This is a genomic window from Nocardioides aurantiacus (genome assembly GCF_003752505.1).
Classification (GTDB): domain Bacteria; phylum Actinomycetota; class Actinomycetes; order Propionibacteriales; family Nocardioidaceae; genus Marmoricola; species Marmoricola aurantiacus.
The window spans coordinates 282,367-300,610 of sequence record NZ_RKHO01000001.1; the positions used below are offsets into that span (position 1 = coordinate 282,367).

13 protein-coding genes are annotated in these 18,244 nt (G+C 72.8%); 11 read left to right on the forward strand and 2 right to left on the reverse strand.

Going from position 1 to position 18,244, the window contains the following annotated elements:
- Window positions 1–78: 78 nt before the first annotated feature.
- Together EDD33_RS01385 and EDD33_RS01390 are read left to right on the forward strand one after the other, a co-directional pair.
- Window positions 79–2,646, forward strand: a complete 2,568-nt coding sequence (locus EDD33_RS01385; RefSeq protein WP_148076909.1) for a glycosyltransferase family protein — start codon at window positions 79–81, stop codon at window positions 2,644–2,646.
- Window positions 2,643–5,846 (forward strand): CDP-glycerol glycerophosphotransferase family protein, encoded by a 3,204-nt coding sequence (locus tag EDD33_RS01390; RefSeq protein ID WP_123388809.1) that lies wholly within the window; start codon window positions 2,643–2,645, stop codon window positions 5,844–5,846. The genes EDD33_RS01385 and EDD33_RS01390 overlap by 4 nt, the downstream gene beginning before the upstream one ends.
- Here the strand turns inward: EDD33_RS01390 and EDD33_RS01395 are convergent.
- Window positions 5,833–7,674: a glycosyltransferase gene (locus EDD33_RS01395; RefSeq protein WP_123388810.1), complete on the reverse strand. Its 1,842-nt coding sequence runs from the start codon at window positions 7,672–7,674 to the stop codon at window positions 5,833–5,835. The two genes, EDD33_RS01390 and EDD33_RS01395, sit on opposite strands and share 14 nt — an antisense overlap.
- Window positions 7,675–7,881: 207 nt before the next feature.
- Here EDD33_RS01395 and EDD33_RS01400 point away from each other — a divergent pair, with 207 nt between their 5' ends.
- Genes EDD33_RS01400 through EDD33_RS01415 form a run of 4 tightly spaced genes read left to right on the forward strand, consistent with a single transcriptional unit; the run spans window position 7,882 to window position 10,910 of the window.
- Window positions 7,882–8,784 (forward strand): Rossmann-like and DUF2520 domain-containing protein, encoded by a 903-nt coding sequence (locus EDD33_RS01400; RefSeq protein ID WP_123388811.1) that lies wholly within the window; start codon window positions 7,882–7,884, stop codon window positions 8,782–8,784.
- A complete protein-coding gene (gene panC, locus EDD33_RS01405; RefSeq protein ID WP_170169671.1) occupies window positions 8,781–9,695 on the forward strand; it encodes a pantoate--beta-alanine ligase in 915 nt (304 codons plus the stop codon). The genes EDD33_RS01400 and panC overlap by 4 nt, the downstream gene beginning before the upstream one ends.
- Window positions 9,695–10,114 carry an aspartate 1-decarboxylase gene (panD, locus tag EDD33_RS01410; RefSeq protein WP_123388812.1) on the forward strand — a complete coding sequence of 140 codons (420 nt, stop codon included), beginning with the start codon at window positions 9,695–9,697 and terminating at the stop codon, window positions 10,112–10,114. The genes panC and panD overlap by 1 nt, the downstream gene beginning before the upstream one ends.
- A 4-nt stretch (window positions 10,115–10,118) precedes the next feature.
- Window positions 10,119–10,910, forward strand: coding sequence for a type III pantothenate kinase (locus EDD33_RS01415; protein ID WP_123388813.1), 792 nt, complete (start codon window positions 10,119–10,121; stop codon window positions 10,908–10,910).
- A gap of 94 nt (window positions 10,911–11,004) precedes the next feature.
- On the opposite strand, the gene EDD33_RS01420 is transcribed toward EDD33_RS01415, so the two are convergent.
- A complete protein-coding gene (locus tag EDD33_RS01420; protein ID WP_123388814.1) occupies window positions 11,005–11,961 on the reverse strand; it encodes a DUF808 domain-containing protein in 957 nt (318 codons plus the stop codon).
- Window positions 11,962–12,069: 108 nt separating this feature from the next.
- On the opposite strand from EDD33_RS01420, the gene lysS reads away from it, so the two are divergent.
- From lysS to EDD33_RS01445, 5 genes are all read left to right on the forward strand, one after another.
- Window positions 12,070–13,596, forward strand: a complete 1,527-nt coding sequence (gene lysS, locus EDD33_RS01425) for a lysine--tRNA ligase (protein ID WP_123388815.1) — start codon at window positions 12,070–12,072, stop codon at window positions 13,594–13,596.
- Between the two features lie 85 nt (window positions 13,597–13,681).
- Window positions 13,682–14,023 (forward strand): histone-like nucleoid-structuring protein Lsr2, encoded by a 342-nt coding sequence (locus EDD33_RS01430; RefSeq protein WP_123388816.1) that lies wholly within the window; start codon window positions 13,682–13,684, stop codon window positions 14,021–14,023.
- 116 nt (window positions 14,024–14,139) lie between these two features.
- On the forward strand, window positions 14,140–14,751 hold the full coding sequence (locus EDD33_RS01435) for a flavin reductase family protein (RefSeq protein WP_123388817.1): 612 nt from the start codon (window positions 14,140–14,142) through the stop codon (window positions 14,749–14,751).
- 44 nt (window positions 14,752–14,795) lie between these two features.
- Entirely contained in the window at window positions 14,796–15,476 is a 681-nt protein-coding gene (locus EDD33_RS01440) for a YqjF family protein (RefSeq protein WP_123388818.1), read from the forward strand.
- Window positions 15,477–15,608: 132 nt separating this feature from the next.
- Window positions 15,609–18,155: an ATP-dependent Clp protease ATP-binding subunit gene (locus tag EDD33_RS01445; RefSeq protein ID WP_123388819.1), complete on the forward strand. Its 2,547-nt coding sequence runs from the start codon at window positions 15,609–15,611 to the stop codon at window positions 18,153–18,155.
- The last annotated feature ends 89 nt before the right edge of the window (window positions 18,156–18,244 follow it).

The following is an 18,244-nucleotide window of genomic DNA, read 5'->3' on the forward strand; positions in this document are numbered from 1 at the left end:
GCGGTGGGCGGACCGGGCTGCGCTCCGCAGTAGGATCGCTCGTCGGTCGGACCGCAGAGCGTTGGGGAGAACACACAGGTGAGTGCCACTCGTCGGACGGTGCGGCGTTACGTGCCCGAGGTCGCCGTCCGGGCGCTGCGTGCCGCACGCGCCCGGGTGAGCGAGCCCCTCGCGGTCTCCGGACCCGGGGCGGCGTCGCCGCGAGGTCGCGAGCCCGTGGTGGAGGCACTCCGCAAGGGCCGCTCCCTCTCGGAGGGACTGGTCGCCGAGGTCCGCTCCCTGCTGAAGCGGGACGACGTGGCGGGGGCGACCGCCGTCGCGGCCACCCTGCGCGACGACCCGAGCACGCGTGAGCTCGGGCTGGTGTGCTCCGGGCTCGTGGCCTTCCACCGGGACTACACCCGGTTGGCCTGGGCCGAGCTGTCGCAGACCTCGCCGGACACCTGGTCGCGCTACGCGGCGGCGGAGTACGCCCGGGCCGGCGTCGCCCACGGCCTCGACGAGGCCCTCCGCGCGATCGAGGCGTTGCTCCAGGCCCCGCCCGCGCACATGAACGCCAAGCGGTGGATGGACGTCCTGGAGCCGGTCTACGGCGCGGGCTCGCTCGACCTGGCCGGCCGCCTGAGCGACGCCCTCGACGCGCAGCTGGCCGACCAGGACGACGTGAGCGAGCGCGTCACGCTCCGGCGTGACTGGATCCGACGCTGGATCGACCGTGCCCCCACGGCCCCGACCGCGCCCGCGCCCGACGCCGACGTGTCGTTCGCGGTGATGGACTACGACCACCCCGGTCGCTCGCGGGCCTCGGCCAACATCGGCGACCACGTCCAGACCATCGCCTCGCTGGGCCACCTGGTCCGCCACTCCGACGTCACCCTGCACGGGCCGCAGGAGCTGGTGGACCTGCTCACGCAGCTGCGTGCGCGCGTCCGCCCCGAGATGCGGCGGCACGGGCAGCCGGCCACGGTGCAGGTGCTCACCGTCGACCGCGACGCCAGCGCCTTCAACGAGATCCCCGAGAACACCTGGACCCTGGCGTTCGGCTGGTACATGCACGCCCTGTTCGGCGACCGCTTCGGCTTCCCCTTCCATCCCCACCTGCAGCCCCTGTTCGTCTCCTTCCACTGCAACAAGCGGGGCCTGCTGACGCCGGAGGCCATCGCCTACCTGCGGGAGCACGGGCCCATCGGTTGCCGCGACTGGACCACGGTGGACATCCTGCTGAGCGTGGACGTCCCGGCGTTCTTCTCGGGGTGCCTGACCACCACGATCAACACCGTCTTCCCCGACGCCCCGGACAGCTTCCCCGCGCAGGCCCCCGTCGCGTACGTCGACGTCAAGGAGCCGCCCGCGGGTGCGCCGACCTACCGCCACAGCGACGACGCCGTGCGGTTCCGCAGCTTCGAGGGCAACGTCTACGAGGCGATCGACCTGCTCGAGACCTACCGCCGCGACCACAGTGCGGTCGTCACCTCGCGCCTGCACTGCTACCTGCCCGTCCGGTCCATCGGCGGACAGGTGGACTTCCAGCCCCACAACCGTTCCGACATCCGCTTCGCCGGCCTCATCGACATCGACGACGACGCCTTCGACGCCATCCAGGGCGGCATCAACCGCCGGCTGGAGCAGGTCTTCGAGCTGATCCTCGCGGGCGCTTCCCGCGAGGAGGTCTACGCACGGTGGCGCGAGCTCTGCGCCCCCGACGTACGCCGCGCCGAGCAGCGCCGGGCCGAGGCGCAGGTCGTCCCCGACACGAGCACCCACCCGGGCTCGCAGTCGGCCGTCGAGCGCGCCGTCGCCGGCACCCGGTCGCTGGGCCAGCCCCGGGACGGGGCCCTCGACGTGGTGGTGCGGGTGGACGAGCGCCGCCCGCAGGTGCTCAACGTCCTGGTCGACTCGCTCGTCACGACCGCCTCGCGGCCGTTGCGGCTGTGGCTGCTCAACGGCTCGGGGGAGCGCCTCGACCTCGGCGAGGTGGCCCGCCGTGCGCCTGGCACCGAGCTCCACGAGGTCGCGACGCACGACCTCGGGTCCGACCTGCGGGGGCTCGCCCGCCGCGACCGCGGGCTCGAGCTGGTGATGCTCCCCGAGCTGCTTCCCTACGTCGACCGCGCCGTGGTGCTGCCGATGGCCGCCGTGGTGGACGCCGACGTGGCGGAGCTGGCCGCGACGGACCTCGCCGGGCACGCCCTGGCCGCTCCGGACGTCGCCGGGCGCCCCGGCGCCAGCGGGTTCGGCGTGATCCACCTCGCCGGCAACCGCCTGGGGACGCGGACGGCGGTGGCCGTGGAGCTGCGCCGCCGCACCCACGCCATGCACACCTTCGACTTCAGCGCGTTCGACACCGACGTGCTCGTGATGGACCTCGAGCGGTTGCGCCGCGAGGGAGCGGTGGCAGCGGGCGCGCGGCTGGTCGAGGAGTTCGGGCTGACCGCCCACGAGGCACTCCACGTCCGCACCGGCCCGCACCGTGCCGTGGTCCCGGCCCGGTGGCACGTCGTGCCGACGCGTGACGAGGACGACGACGCGGCCCTGGTGCACTGGCTCGACGAGCCCCGTCCGTGGGGTCCTGAGTACGCCCCGGCGCAGCAGCGCTGGGTGCTGGCGCGTCGGGCCATGCGCCAGCGCGTCGCCGGGCAGTCGTGAGCCGGGCCCGTCGGGCGCTCGTCAGGCTGGCCCAGCAGCCGTGGGCCGCGCCCGCGCGGCGGGTCCGCCGCCGCGTGCTGGAGCGCCGGATGCCCCTCCTGTCCGTGGTGGTGCCGGTGCACGACGCCGAGCCGTTCCTGGAGCGGTGCGTGGACAGCCTGGTCGCGCAGGCAGCGAGGCTCGAGCTGGTGATCGTCGACGACGGATCGCGCGACGCGAGCCTGGAGCTCGCCCGGTCCCTGGCGCGTCGCCACCCCCGCGTCGTCGTGGTCGCGCAGGAGCACCAGGGGGTCGGGGCGGCACGCAACGCCGGGGTGGCCCGCGCCACCGGCGACTACCTCGCGTTCTGCGACGCCGACGACACCGTGACCCCCGGCGGCTACGACCGCCTGGTCGCCGCCCTCGAGCGCAGCGGCTCCGACCTGGCGGTCGGTGGGGCGCTGCTGCAGTTCCGCGGCCAGTTCAGCCAGCCCGACTTCGTGCGCCGCTCGAACGCCCAGCGACGCCTCGGGGTCAGCGTCGAGGAGGTGCCCGAGCTGCTCGGCAACACCGTGGTGGGGGCGCGGGTGTTCCGCCGTTCCGCGTGGGACCGCGACGGTCTGCGCTTCACCTCCGACGACGAGCGCTCCGACGTCGCGCTCGTGGTCGCCTCGCTGCTCGGCAGCGCCTCGGTCGACGTCCTGCCGGCGCCGGTCTACCGCTGGCACGCGCGGGAGGACAACCGCTCCCTCCACCAGCGCGACCTCGCCGACCCGGAGCGGGTCGCGGAGCGGGTCGCCTCCCTGCGGACCGCCGGGTTGCTCCTGGCCGAGCGACCCCCGTCGATGGGCGAGACCTACTTCTCCGAGCTCCTCCACAGCACGGTCCCCGACCTGGTGCGGGCGGCGGTGTGCCGCGACACCGACTACTGGAGCGCGCTGTCCTCGGAGCTCGCCCGACTGCTGGACTCCATCCCCCCGTCGGCGCTGCGACGCGTGCCCGTCGCCGACCGCATCACGGCGTGGCTGTGCGCCCACGACGAGCTCGCGACCACCGAGGCCTACCTCGAGTACGTCGTGGACAACCAGCGGGGCCTGCCCTTCTCCGTGGTCTCCGGCCACCCCAGCATCGCCCTGCCCTTCCTCGACGACCTGGCCGACGCACCGCCCGGGCTGACCGAGGTCGCCGAGGTCGACCTGGCCTTCCGGACGCGCCTGGTGCGACTGGCGTGGGCCGGTGACGGACTGCTGCGCGTGGGCGGCGTGGCGTTCCGCGAGTACCTCGACGACCGCTTCGGTCCTCGGACCATCGAGCTGCACCTGGTGGACGACGCCGGCCGCGTCGTGCGCGTCCCCACCACCTCCTCGGAGGAGGTGCGGGCCAACCAGTGGGCGGCCCGTCCCAACGAGGACCACACGTCGGCCGGGTTCACCGCTGACATCGAGCTCGACCGGCTGTCGCCGGGCACCTGGCGGGTCGAGGTGCACCTGGAGGTGGCCGGGCGAGCGAGCAGCAAGGGCTTCGACTCGCGCACCGGGATCGGCTCCGCCGGCCTGCTCGAGCCGCAGACCGGTCCGACCGGGACCTCGGTCCCCGTCTGGCGGGAGCACGAGGGGCTGCGCCTCCGGGTGGGGACCGTGCAGCCGCCCCCTGCCCGGGGCGACCGCCGCGACGAGGGTCCGCTCGTGGAGTCGGTCGACGTCCATGACGGCCGGCTGTGGCTGCGGGGGACCGCGGACCGCTCGTTCGAGGTCCGGCTGGCCGGCCCCCGTGCCGTCACCGAGGACGCGTCGGCGGTCGTCACGGACGGCCGCTTCGAGGTCGGCATCGACCTGCTGGTGGACGAGTGGGGGGTCGGGGCGACGGCGTCGCTCCCGGCCAACGTCTACAAGGTGATGGTGTCCTCACCCGGCTCGCCGCGGCCGCTGCAGGTCGCCCGCTCGCTGTGGCGCGAGCTCCCCTCACCGGTGGACGCCGAGCACTGGACGGTGGCACCGCAGGTCTCCGGCGACGGTGACCTGTCCGTGCGCATCGTCCCGGTCGAGTACCTCGAGAGCCGCACGGCCTACGTGCGACGCGCCCTGCGCGACGAGCTCTACCAGGAGTCGCGCACGCGCCCCCTGCTCGACGTGGTGCTGTTCGAGACGTTCGCGGGCAAGGGCACCGGCGACAACCCGGGCGCCCTGTGCGCCGAGCTCGCACGGCGCGACCTCGGCCTGGACCTGGTGTTCGCCGCCGTCGACCACTCCACGGTGCCCCCGGACGGCGCCCGGACCGTGATCCGCTACTCCGCGGAGTGGTTCGAGCTCCTGGGGCGGGCGCGCTACCTCGTCGTGAACGCGTCGCTGCCCTACTTCTTCCGCAAGCGTGAGGGCCAGCTCTACTTCCAGACCTGGCACGGGACGCCGCTCAAGCGGATCGCTCACGACCGGCCCCACCTCGACTTCTTCAACTGGCACCACCGTCGTCAGCTCCTGCTGGCCCGCGACGGCTGGGACTTCCTGCTCAGCCAGAGCGAGGCGTGCGGCCGCTTCCTGTCCAGCGCGTTCCGCTACTCCGGCCCCCTGATGGAGCTGGGGTACCCGCGCAACGACATCCTGGCGCTGCCGGAGGGCGACGCGGTGCGTCGGCGGGTGCGCGCGCACTTCGGCATCCCGGACGACGCCCGGGTGGTCCTCTACGCCCCCACGTGGCGGGACAACAACCGCGTCGGCCGGGTGTTCAACAAGGTGCTCTACCTCGATCCCCTCGAGGTCGTCGCCAGGGTGCCGAACGCGTTCGTCCTGGTGCGCGGCCACTACAACTCGGTGGGTGCGGCCGAGGACCGCTCGGTCTCCGACCGGGTGGTCGACGTGACGCGGTACCCCGACATCGCGGACCTCTACCTCGCCGCGGACGTGCTCGTGACCGACTACTCGTCGGTGTTCTTCGACTTCGCCATCACCGACAAGCCGATGGTCTTCCTCGCGCCCGACCTGCGGGAGTACCGCGACGACAACCGAGGCTTCTACCTCGACTACCACGACACGGTGCCGGGCCCGGTCTGCCTGACGACCGCCGAGGTGGTCGAGGCCGTCCTGGCCCCCGACACCTACGGCGAGACGCGCGAGGCGTTCCGGCGACGCTTCACCCCCCACGACGACGGGGGTGCTGCGGCGCGGGTGGTGGACGCCATCCTCGCCTCCCACCCGCTCCCGGGGGGCCGGGCTAGCGCCGGGTGAGCGTCAGCTCGTCGGTCGCTCCGTAGCCGACCTCGAGGCCCGCGTGGCTCCGGTCGGCGCGGTCCACCCACGTCTCCCAGGCCGTGTTGCGCCAGGTGAGGCGCAGCCGCAGCCGGCAGCGGTCACGTGCGGACGCCTCGGCCGGGAACAGCTGCTGGAGCCGGACAGCCGTCCGGAGGGTGAACCCACGCCCCCGGCGGCGTACGTCGAGGGGCAGCTCGACCACCAGCCCGCTGTCCTCGTGCACCGCGGCCAGCTCCACGACCGCGTCGTCGAGCTCGCCGTGCCCCTCGACCTCGAGCCGGCCCGCCAGGTGCAGCCGACGCCGGGCCCCGAAGATGCCGGGACCACCGGAGCGCCGGCCGATCCCCAGCCGGTCGACGCGCAGGGTGACCTTCTCGACGCGGGTGCGGTGGGGCTGCTGGGCCACCACGCCGTCGAGCACGCGGCGCCAGTCGGCCCGGAACCGGTCGTACCCGTGCTGGGTGGCCTTCTCGCGAGCGGCGACGCTCATCCGGCCCACCAGCGCGGGGTCGCGCAGCAGCCGCACGATCCGCTCGGCCATGGCGTCCATGTCGCCGGCCGGCACCAGGAAGCCGTCCTGGCCGTCGGTGATCTGCTCACGGGGGCCGTACTTGATGTCGTAGCTGACCACCGGGCAGCCGTGGCTCATGCTCTCCAGGGTCGAGAGGGGATATCCCTCGTAGGCGCTGGTCATCATGAACGCGCTCGAGGTCCACAGTGCCTCGCGCGCCTTGGGGTGGTGGCCCATCATGGTCACCGAGTCGCCCAGGCCGAGCCGGCCGATGACCTTGCTCACGGCGTCGCTGCGGCTGCCGCGCCCGTAGATCTCCAGCCGGGCGTCCGGGACCTCGGCCACCACGCGCTGGAACACCTTGACCGCGTCGCCCAGCCGCTTCTGGGCCTCGATGCGGGCCACGACCGCGACCAGCCTCGGGTCGCGGTCGAGGTCCGGCGCCTCGGCGGGGAAGTCGACGGGGTTCGGCACGGTGAAGAGGTTGTCGGTGCGCCCGTGGCGCTGGGCGATGTCGTCGGCCTGGCGCTCGGTCAGGGTCACCATCGCGTCGAGGTCGCCGAGTCCCTCGACCACCCGGGTGTAGGCCTGGCCCATGTCGGAGTCCCAGCGGCGCTCGCCGTACACGTGGATGTTGTGCAGCACGTAGATCAGCAGGAGGTTGCGGGACCGCGTGGGAGCGACGAGCGGCACCATGAAACGGGAGTCGAGGAAGACGAACGCCCGTTCGTCCCCGGCGAGGTCCCGCAGCCAGCGGCGGTACCACGCCGACGGCGAGCGGTAGGTGCCGACGACCTGTCCGTCGCGCCCCACCTTGGTGATGGTGGTCGGCCACGTCGTCGGGTCCTTGAACACGAAGGACGGGAGTCGGACGAACGGCGTGCCGTCCGGCCTCAGGTAGTCGTAGACCGTCTGGTTGCCCCCGAACTTGTAGGTGCGTCGCCAGGGGGTGCCGTCGGCCAGCGCCGTCTCGGCCGAGAGGTGGGCGTCGAAGTCCTGGAGCGCCACCTGGGTGGGCTCGTCGCCCGGCCAGTCGGTGTCGCGGTAGTGCTCGAAGATGTTCAGCAGCCCGATCTCGGGGGTCAGCAGGCCCTGCTCGCGCAGCGTGTCCCGGCGCCAGTCCATGTCGTGGTGCCCGGCGACCGTCAGCACGTCGCACGAGGCTCCCTCGGCGGCGAGGATGCGGTTGCGCATCAGCATCGCGCGGGTCTGGCCGCCGTAGCTGGGGTGCACGTCGATCGTCATGGACAGGTAGCGACCGCTCGGCAGGGTGGTCGACGGGGACGGCGGCACGCCTCACCTCTCGTGGGTCGCTGACACTGCGGCATCGGGGCTCTCGAGCCAGGGACGGCACTGTAGCGTCCCCCGCCGGTGTGAGCCGCGTCATGTTGCGTTGCCGTATCGGGCGCCGCGGGTGCGGCGTACATTCAGAAGTGCTCCTGCGACATCCGAAGTAGTCCGGTACCCCTGGTGGACTGGAACGAAAGGCGATGATCACCGATGGCCCGAATCGGGGTTGTCGGCGCCGGCCGTGTCGGCGCCGTCCTGTCCGCTGCGCTGCGCGCCGCCGGCCACGAGGTCGTGGCGGCCGCGGGCCAGTCGCCCGCCACGCTGCAGCGCGCCGCCGAGCTGCTGCCCGGCGTCCCGGTGGCCAAGCCCACCGACGTCGCCCGCGCCTGCGACCTGCTGCTGCTCACCGTGCCCGACGACATGCTGGAGAACGTCGCGACCACGTTGGTGGGCGCCGGCGCGATTCGCGAGGGCCAGCTCGTCGTGCACACCTCGGGCCGTCACGGCCTTGCGGTGCTGCACGCCGTGACCGCCGTCGGCGCCCGGCCGGTGGCGCTCCACCCCGCGATGACCTTCACCGGCACCGCCGTCGACCTCGACCGGCTCGAGGGGTGCGTGTTCGGCGTGACCGCCGGCGACGCGGAGCGCGACGTGGTCGAGGGCCTCGTCGCCGACCTGCGCGGCGTGGCGATGTGGGTGCCCGAGGACAAGCGGACGCTCTACCACGCCGGTCTCGCCCACGGCGCCAACCACCTCGTCACCCTGGTCAGCCAGGCCATGGACCTCCTGGCCGCCTCGGGCGCGGAGGACCCCGCCGCGACGCTGCGGCCGTTGCTCACCGCCGCGCTCGACAACGCCCTGGCCTCGGGCGACGCCGCGCTGACCGGGCCGATCGTGCGCGGCGACGTCCGCACCGTCCGCGACCACCTGGTCGAGATCACGCGGACCGCGCCGGCCACCGTCCCGTCGTACGTCGCGATGGCCCGGGCCACCGTCGAGCGCGCCATGCGCGACGGCCGGCTGCTGCCCATCCGCGCCCACGCCGTCGTCCGTGTGCTCGACGCCGCGCTCGCCCGGGTCGAGGGCACGCCGCAGCGCCAGCCGGTCCGGTGACCGCGGCCGCACCCGCCGGCACCCGACCCGCCTCGCCGCGCCTGGTCGGGTCGCGCGCCGAGCTCGCGGGGGCGCTGCGCGGGACCCACGGCCGCGTGGCGCTGGTGCCCACCATGGGCGCGCTGCACCCCGGCCACGCCGCGCTGATGGCGCACGCCCGCGCGGTCGTCGGTCCGGACGCGCCGCTGGTGGTCTCGGTCTTCGTCAACCCGCTCCAGTTCGCGCCGGGTGAGGACCTCGACCGCTACCCCCGCACGCTCGACGCCGACCTCGAGGTGTGCGCCCGCGCGGGGGTCGACCTGGTGTTCGCGCCCTCGGCGGACGAGGTCTACCCGGGGGGCGAGCCCGAGGTCACGGTGGCGCCGGGGCCGCTGGGCGCCGAGCTCGAGGGCGCCTCGCGGCCCACCCACTTCCGCGGCGTCCTGACCGTCGTGGCCAAGCTCTTCGGCCTGGTGCGGCCCGACGTCGCGGTCTTCGGCGAGAAGGACTACCAGCAGCTCGCGCTGGTGCGTCGGATGGCGGCCGACCTGTGCCTGGGCGTGGAGGTGATCGGCGCGCCGACCGTCCGCGAGGACGACGGGCTGGCCCTCTCCAGCCGCAACCGCTTCCTGGACGCCACGCAGCGGCAGCAGGCAGGGGCGCTCTCACGGGCGCTGCGGGCAGCGGCCGCGGCGGGCGACGGGGGGCCGGAGGCCGCGCTGGCGGCGGCCCACGACGTCCTCGACACCGCCCCGGGCGTGGACCTCGACTACCTCGCGCTGCGGGCGCCGGACCTCGGCCCCGCGCCGGCGACCGGCCCCGCCCGGCTGCTGGTGGCGGCCCGGCTGGGCACCACCCGGCTCATCGACAACGCCGGCCTCGAGCTGGGTGCCGGCCCGACCGCGACCACGGCGACGCCCGGGAGCACCTGATGCTGCGGACCATGATGACCAGCAAGATCCACCGAGCGACGGTGACCCAGGCCGACCTGCACTACGTCGGCTCGGTCACCGTCGACGAGGACCTCCTCGACGCCGCCGACCTGCTGCCCGGCGAGCTGGTGCACGTCGTCGACATCACCAACGGCGCCCGGCTCCAGACCTACACGATCGCGGGCGAGCGCGGCTCCGGAGTGCTCGGCATCAACGGCGCCGCCGCCCACCTCGTCCACCCGGGCGACCTCGTCATCCTCATCGCCTACGGCCAGATGGACACCGCCGAGGCACGCACCCATCGGCCGCACGTCGTGTTCGTCGACGAGCACAACCGGGTGGTCGACCTCGGGGACGACCCGGCGCGGGTGCCCGACCCGGCCGACGGCCTCGTGCGCGGCGACCTGGTGGACCGGTAGCCCCGTGCTGCTCTGCGCCGACATCGGCAACTCCCACACCGTCCTCGGGCTGCTCGAGGCGGGCCCCGGGGGGACGGAGGTGCTCGAGCACTGGCGCGTGGCCACCGACGAGCGGCGCACCGCCGACGAGTGGGCGGTGCTGCTCGGCGGGCTGCTCCGCGACAGCACGGTCGGCGACCGGGTGACCGGCGTCGCCGTCTGCGCCACGGTCCCCGCCGTGCTGCACGAGTGGCGCGAGATGCTCACCCGTCACTGGGGCACGGTCCCGTCGGTGATCGTCGAGGCGGGGGTGCGCACCGGCGTGCCCGTGCTGATGGACAACCCGCGCGAGGTCGGCGCCGACCGGGTCGTCAATGCCCTCGCGGCCGCCCGGCTGTACGACGGGCCGGCGGTGGTCGTCGACTTCGGCACCGCCACCACCTTCGACGTCGTCACCGCCCGGGGGGAGTACGTCGGCGGCGCCATCGCCCCCGGCATCGACATCTCGCTGGAGGCACTCGGCCGCCGCGGCGCCCAGCTGCGCAAGGTCGAGCTGCTCCGGCCCCGGTCGGTGATCGCCAAGAACACCGTCGAGGCGCTGCAGTCGGGGATGGTGCACGGCTTCGCCGGCCTCGTCGACGGCATCGTCACCGCGATGGTCGCCGAGCTCGGCGTACCCCCGGAGGACGTGCACGTCGTCGCCACCGGCGGCCTGGCCCCGGTGGTGGTGGCCGAGTGCCGCACCCTCACCGACCACCAGCCCTGGCTGACCCTCCTCGGCCTCGCCCTGGTCTTCGAGCGCAACCGCCCCGCCTGACGACCCCGTCCGGGTACTCCGAGACGTTCGGCACCCTCGTCGGGCCTCAGCGGGGTGCCAAACGTCTCGGACTACCCGGACCGGGGGGCGGAGCTCAGTGGGCGCCGGGCGCGGCGACCTTCTTCTTGCGCTTCGGCACGACGTGCATGACGGCGACCACGACGGCGCCGACGACGACCCCGATGAGGGCCGAGAAGAAGGTGTTGGTCAGCCACGCGAGCGCACCCTCGATGGCCGGGGCCAGGTGGGCGACGGCCTCCTCGGCGTGGTGGACCAGGTCGTACGGCGCGTGCCAGCCGAGCTCGTCGACCCCGACGAGCAGGATGTGGCCGCCGACCCACAGCATCGCCACGATGCCGACGGCCGAGAGGCCGCTGAGCAGCCAGGGCATCCCCTTGACCAGCCCGCGGCCGAGCTTCTGGGCGGCGGGGGAGTCGCGCTGCGCGAGGTGCAGACCGACGTCGTCCATCTTCACGATGACCGCGACCACGCCGTAGACGAGGGCCGTGATGGCCACGGCGACGATCGCCAGGATGATCGCCCGGCTCACGAAGGCCTCGCTGGCGACCTCGTTCAGCGAGATCACCATGATCTCGGCCGAGAGGATGAAGTCGGTGCGGACCGCCCCGGAGACGACGACGTCCTCGTGGTCCTGGCCCTGCGAGCTCGCGGGCTCGGCCGCCGCCTCGTGGTGGCCCGAGAACTTCTCCCACAGCTTCTCGGCGCCCTCGTAGCAGAGGTAGGTGCCGCCGACCATCAGGATCGGGGTCAGCAGCCAGGGCAGGAACTGGCTGAGCAGCAGCGCCGCGGGGAGGATGAACAGCAGCTTGTTGCGCAGCGATCCCTTCGCGATCCGGGCGATGATCGAGAGCTCGCGCTTGGGGTCGAGGCCCTGCACGTAGCGCGGCGTGACCGCCGCGTCGTCGACGATGACGCCGGCCGCCTTGGTGCTCGCCCGGCCGGCCGCCGCGCTGACGTCGTCGACCGAGGCCGCCGCGAGCCGGGTCAGTGCCGCCACGTCGTCGAGCAGGGCGGCGAGGCCGCCGCTCACCGGCGGGTCCGAGGGGCGGGAGCGGCGCAGGAGGGGCGGGTCATGGGCGCAAGCCTAGGGGCTCGCCCGCCCGTGGGAGGGGCCTCGCGGTCTTCTACGCTTGCGCGCATGAGCGACGCCGCCGCCCCCTCACCGGGCGCCACCCCCGACGACCTGCCCGAGCAGCTGCAGGTACGCCGGGAGAAGCGGCAGCGGCTCCTGGACTCCGGTCGGCAGCCCTACCCGACGACCGTCGAGCGTACCCACACCATCCGCCGGCTGCGCGAGACCCACGACCCCCGCCTGGAGGCCGGTGAGCTCGAGCCGGACACCCGCACCGGCGAGCAGGTCGCGATCGCCGGGCGCGTGATCTTCCAGCGCAACACCGGCAAGCTCTGCTTCGCCCGGCTGCGCGAGGGCGACGGCGCGGAGATCCAGGTGATGCTGAGCCTGGCCGAAGTCGGTGAGGAGTCGCTGGGCGAGTTCAAGCAGCTCGTCGACATCGGCGACCTGCTCGCGGTGCGCGGCGAGGTGATCACGAGCCGGCGCGGCGAGCTGAGCGTCGCCGCCACCTCCTGGCAGCTGGCGGCCAAGACGCTGCGCCCGCTCCCCAACGAGCACCGGCCGCTGTCCGAGGAGGCCCGGATCCGGCTGCGCTACGTCGACATGATGATCCGGCCCGAGGCCCGCGAGATGGTCCGGACCAAGGCGACGGTGCTCAAGAGCCTGCGTCGGACCCTCGACGAGCGCGGCTACACCGAGGTCGAGACCCCGATCCTGCAGCTGACCAACGGCGGCGCCGCGGCCCGGCCGTTCCGCACCCACCTCAACGCCCTCGACCAGGACATGCTGCTGCGGATCGCGCTCGAGCTGGACCTCAAGCGGGCCATGATCGGCGGCGTCGACCGCGTCTACGAGATCGGCCGCACCTTCCGCAACGAGGGTCTCGACTCCACCCACGCGGCCGAGTTCTCGATGCTGGAGGCCTACGAGGCCTACGGCGACCAGTTCACGATGATGGAGCTCACCCGCGCCCTGGTCATCGACGCCGCGCGCGCCGTCGGTCGCACCGTGGTGCCCGGGCGCGACGGCTCCGAGATCGACCTCGAGGGTGAGTGGCGACAGGCCTCGATCCTCGATCTCGTCTCCGAGGCGCTAAACGAGGAAGTCACCGTCGACACCCCCGTGGAATTGCTGCGCCGGCACGCCGCCGCGCACGACGTCGAGCTGCAGCCGAATTGGGGTCACGCCGAGATCGTGGTCGAGCTCTACGAGCAGCTCGTCGAGGACCACCTGATCAACCCGACGTTCGTCATGGATTACCCGTCGGCGGTGAAGCCGCTCGCGAAGGCGCACCGCAGCGAGGCCGGGATCAACGAGGCGTGGGACCTCATCATCAACGGCGTCGAGCTCGCCCCGGCGTACACCGAGCTCAACGACCCCGTGGTGCAGCGCGAGCGGTTGGAGGCGCAGTCGCTGCTGGCGGCGGCCGGCGACCCCGAGGCGATGGAGCTCGACGAGGTGTTCCTCAAGGCCATGGAGTACGGCATGCCGCCCGCCGGAGGCATGGGAATGGGCGTCGACCGGCTCGTCATGCTGCTCACCGGCGCCGGAATTCGGGAGACAATTCTTTTTCCGTTGCTGCGACCCGAGTAGGCCGCACTTTCTCGCCATGTGGTCTGTTAGTGTCCGGGTTTGGAAATGGCCGGGAAATACCACGGCCCTGGATAGGTGGAACACCATGGCGCAAAAGGTCAACATCGTGCTCGTCGACGACATCGACGAGACCGAGGCGGACGAGACCGTCTCCTTCGGGCTCGACGGCAAGGAGTACGCCATCGACCTGAACACCGACAACGCGACCAAGCTCCGCGAGGCCCTCGCGCCGTACGTCGCCCACGCCCGCCCGGTCAGCGGCCGCGGCGGTCGGCGCAGCAGCGGCGGCTCCTCGCGCGCCGCCTCGACCTCGAGCGGCCCCGCGCCCGCCGAGATCCGGGCCTGGGCCCGCGAGAACGGCTTCGACGTGCCCGAGCGCGGTCGCGTCTCGGCCGAGGTCCGCGACGCGTACGCCGCGGCGCACTGACCCCCCAGCACGGACCAGCACCACCCGCACGAGCCGGGCCCGGACCACCGGGCCCGGCTCGCGCTGCGTCCGCGTCCGTCCGCCGGGCGCGAGGTCGGCGCCCCTACCCTGTGGCCATGAGCGCCGAGCGGACCGTCTTCGACCCGACCGACGGCGACGTCAACGCCTACAAGCTGCTCAACTCGCTGGTGGTCCCGCGCGCCATCGCCTGGGTCTCGACCCTCGACGCGCAGGGCCGCGGCAACCTGGCGCCGCACTCGTTCTTCACCGTCGCCAGCGGCCGGCCCCCGGTCGTGCTGTTCAGCGCGCTGGGGCACAAGGACACCGTCACCAACATCGAGCAGACCGGCGAGTTCGTGGTCAGCCTGACCTCGGAGGAGCTCGCCGACCAGGTCAACGCCAGCAGCGCGCCGTTCGAGCACGGCGAGGACGAGGCCCGGGCGCTCGGCATCCTCACCGAGCCCTCGCAGACGGTGGCCCCGGAGCGGGTCGCCGCCTCCCCGGCCTCGATCGAGTGCCGGCTCGAGCGGATCGTCGAGGTCGGGCACGCCTACGTCGTCTTCGGCCTGGTCACGGCCATCACGGTGCGCACCGACGCGCTGGAGGACGGCGTCCACCCCGCCATCGAGCACCTCCGTCCGGTCTCCCGGCTGGGGCGCGACGAGTGGGGCCGGCCGCCGGAGGTCTTCCGGCTCACCCGGCCGGAGAAGCCCGAGGACGTGCTCTGAGCGCGCCGACCGACCGCGCACCGGCCCTGCCGGGGCGGCCGGTGATGGACCAGATCTGGGGCGACCTGCTCTTCCTCCACTGGCGGGTCGACCCCGCGTCGGTGGAGCGCTGGATGCCGCCCGGCGCCCGCCCGGACGTCCACGACGGCTCGACCTGGGTGGGCCTGATCGGCTTCGAGATGCGACGCGCGGGTTTCGGCTCGGGCCACCCGTTGCCCTACCTGGGCGACTTCGCCGAGATCAACGTGCGGCTCTACTCCACCGACGACCAGGGGCGCCGCGGCGTGGTGTTCCGGTCCTTGGAGACCGAGCGGCTGGCGCTCGTGGCCGCGACCAACCCGGTGGGGGTGAACTACCGCTGGGCGCGGATCCGGATGGAGCGCTCGGCCGAGGGCACCGGGCGGATCGGCTACACCTCGCGCCGGCGTACGCCGCCCGGTGTCGGCGCCGCCACGGACTTCGCCGTCCGGACCACCGAGGAGGTGGTGCGCGACCCGCTGTCGGTGTTCCTCACCGCGCGGTTCGGCATGCACCACCGGCTCGGCCGGCGGCCGCTGTGGGTGCCCAACACCCACGAGCCGTGGCCGCTGCGACGCGCCGAGCTGCTCCACTGCCGCGACGGGCTGGTGGCCGCCGCCGGGCTCCCCGGCGTGACCGACGACCCTCCCGAGTCGGTGCTCTGGTCGCCGGGCGTGCGCACCCAGTTCGGCCGGCCCCGGCTGTGAGCCGTGGGGCTCCATGCCGGTGTTCGCTGACAGCGATAACCGGCTCACCCCGGAACACGTAGGCTGAGCCAAGGGTTGAACCGGCCGTGCGGGTCGCACTGGCCGACCCCGCAGAGTCCCGAGGAGATACGCATGTTCGAGCGGTTCACCGACCGAGCCCGACGAGTCGTCGTGCTGGCCCAGGAAGAGGCCCGCATGCTCTCGCACAACTACATCGGCACCGAGCACATCCTGCTCGGCCTGATCCACGAGGGCGACGGCATCGCCGCCAAGGCCCTGGAGAGCCTGGGGGTCTCCCTGGAGGCCGTGCGCGCCCAGGTCGAGGAGATCATCGGCCAGGGCCAGCAGGCCCCCAGCGGCCACATCCCCTTCACCCCGCGCGCCAAGAAGGTGCTCGAGCTGTCCCTGCGCGAGGCGCTGCAGCTCGGCCACAACTACATCGGCACCGAGCACATCCTGCTCGGCCTGATCCGCGAGGGCGAGGGCGTCGCCGCCCAGGTGCTGCACAAGCTGGGCGCCGACCTCAACCGGGTGCGCCAGCAGGTCATCCAGCTGCTCTCGGGCTACCAGGGCAAGGAGCAGCAGACCGCGGGCACCGCCCCCGAGGCCGCCCCGTCGTCGTCGCTGGTGCTCGACCAGTTCGGCCGCAACCTCACCCAGGCGGCCAAGGAGGGCAAGCTCGACCCGGTCATCGGTCGCTCGCAGGAGATCGAGCGGGTCATGCAGATCCTCTCGCGCCGCACGAAGAACAACCCCGTGCTGATCGGCGAGCCCGGCGTCGGCAAGACCACGATCGTCGAGGGCCTGGCCCAGGACATCGTCAAGGGCGACGTCCCCGAGACGCTCAAGGACAAGCAGATCTACACCCTCGACCTCGGCGCCCTGGTCGCCGGGTCGCGCTACCGCGGTGACTTCGAGGAGCGACTGAAGAAGGTCCTCAAGGAGATCCGCACCCGCGGCGACATCGTGCTGTTCATCGACGAGATCCACACCCTCGTCGGTGCCGGTGCGGCCGAGGGCGCGATCGACGCCGCCAGCATCCTCAAGCCGATGCTGGCCCGCGGCGAGCTCCAGACCATCGGTGCCACCACGCTCGACGAGTACCGCAAGCACCTCGAGAAGGACGCCGCGCTCGAGCGCCGCTTCCAGCCGATCCAGGTCAACGAACCCTCGATCGCGCACACCATCGAGATGCTCAAGGGCCTGCGCGACCGCTACGAGGCCCACCACCGCGTCACCATCACCGACGAGGCCCTGGTCTCGGCGGCGACGCTGGCCGACCGCTACATCTCCGACCGCTTCCTGCCCGACAAGGCGATCGACCTCATCGACGAGGCGGGCTCCCGGCTGCGCATCCGCCGGATGACCGCGCCGCCGGACCTGCGCGAGTTCGACGACAAGATCGCCGAGGTGCGCAAGCGCAAGGAGGGCGCCATCGACGGCCAGGACTTCGAGGCCGCCGCGCGTCTGCGCGACGAGGAGAAGCAGCTCATCCTGGCCAAGGGCGAGCGCGAGAAGCAGTGGCGCGCCGGTGACATGGACGTCGTGGCCGAGGTCGACGAGGAGCTCATCGCCGAGGTCCTCGCCGTCGCGACCGGCATCCCGATCGTGAAGCTCTCCGAGGAGGAGTCCTCGCGGCTGCTCAAGATGGAGGACGAGCTCCACAAGCGGGTCATCGGCCAGGAGGAGGCCGTCAAGGCGCTCAGCCGGGCGATCCGGCGTACTCGTGCGGGCCTGAAGGACCCCAAGCGTCCCGGTGGTTCGTTCATCTTCGCCGGGCCCTCGGGCGTCGGCAAGACGTGGCTGTCCAAGACGCTGGCGGAGTTCCTCTTCGGCGACGAGGACGCGCTCATCCAGCTCGACATGTCGGAGTTCAGCGAGAAGCACACCGTCTCGCGGCTCTTCGGCTCGCCCCCCGGCTACGTCGGCTACGAGGAGGGCGGCCAGCTCACCGAGAAGGTGCGGCGCAAGCCGTTCTCGGTCGTGCTGTTCGACGAGGTCGAGAAGGCCCACCCCGACATCTTCAACAGCCTGCTGCAGATCCTGGAGGAAGGTCGCCTGACCGACTCCCAGGGCCGGGTCGTGGACTTCAAGAACACCGTCATCATCATGACGACCAACCTCGGCACCCGTGACATCTCCAAGGGCGTCAGCCTCGGCTTCAACCAGTCGGGCGACGAGGGCACCTACGAGCGGATGAAGACCAAGGTCAAGGAGGAGCTCAAGCAGCACTTCCGGCCCGAGTTCCTCAACCGTGTCGACGAGATCATCGTCTTCCCGCCGCTGACCAAGGACCAGATCATCGCGATGGTCGACAACATGGTCGCCTCGGTGGAGCTGCGGATGAAGGACCGCGACATGTCGCTGGAGCTCACCCAGCCCGCCAAGGACCTGCTCGCCACGCGCGGGTTCGACCCGGTGCTGGGTGCGCGGCCGCTGCGTCGCACGATCCAGCGCGAGATCGAGGACGTGCTCGCCGAGAAGATGCTCTTCGGCGAGGTCGGCCCCGGCCAGATCGTGCTGGTGGGCGTCGAGGGCGAGGGCACGGACGCCGTCTTCACCTTCCAGGGCAACCAGAAGACCCAGCTCCCGGACTCCGTGCCGCTGGAGCCGGTCGGTGGCCCCGACGACAGCGACGGCCCCGTCGACATCCCCAAGGGCGAGGGCCTGGGCGACTGACCCACCCGGCTCCCGCTCCACCCGGCACCCCGCAGGCCCCGCCTGCGGGGTGTCGTGCGTCCGGGGGACACCCGGGGCGGCCGCTCCGA

Excerpts from the sequence above, each read along its gene's own strand:
- EDD33_RS01400 (WP_123388811.1), top strand. The coding sequence starts at position 7,882 with ATGGCCCGAATCGGGGTTGTCGGCGCCGGCCGTGTCGGCGCCGTCCTG.
- panD (WP_123388812.1), top strand. The coding sequence starts at position 9,695 with ATGCTGCGGACCATGATGACCAGCAAGATCCACCGAGCGACGGTGACC.
- lysS (WP_123388815.1), top strand. The coding sequence starts at position 12,070 with ATGAGCGACGCCGCCGCCCCCTCACCGGGCGCCACCCCCGACGACCTG.
- EDD33_RS01430 (WP_123388816.1), top strand. The coding sequence starts at position 13,682 with ATGGCGCAAAAGGTCAACATCGTGCTCGTCGACGACATCGACGAGACC.
- EDD33_RS01435 (WP_123388817.1), top strand. The coding sequence starts at position 14,140 with ATGAGCGCCGAGCGGACCGTCTTCGACCCGACCGACGGCGACGTCAAC.
- EDD33_RS01440 (WP_123388818.1), top strand. The coding sequence starts at position 14,796 with ATGGACCAGATCTGGGGCGACCTGCTCTTCCTCCACTGGCGGGTCGAC.
- EDD33_RS01445 (WP_123388819.1), top strand. The coding sequence starts at position 15,609 with ATGTTCGAGCGGTTCACCGACCGAGCCCGACGAGTCGTCGTGCTGGCC.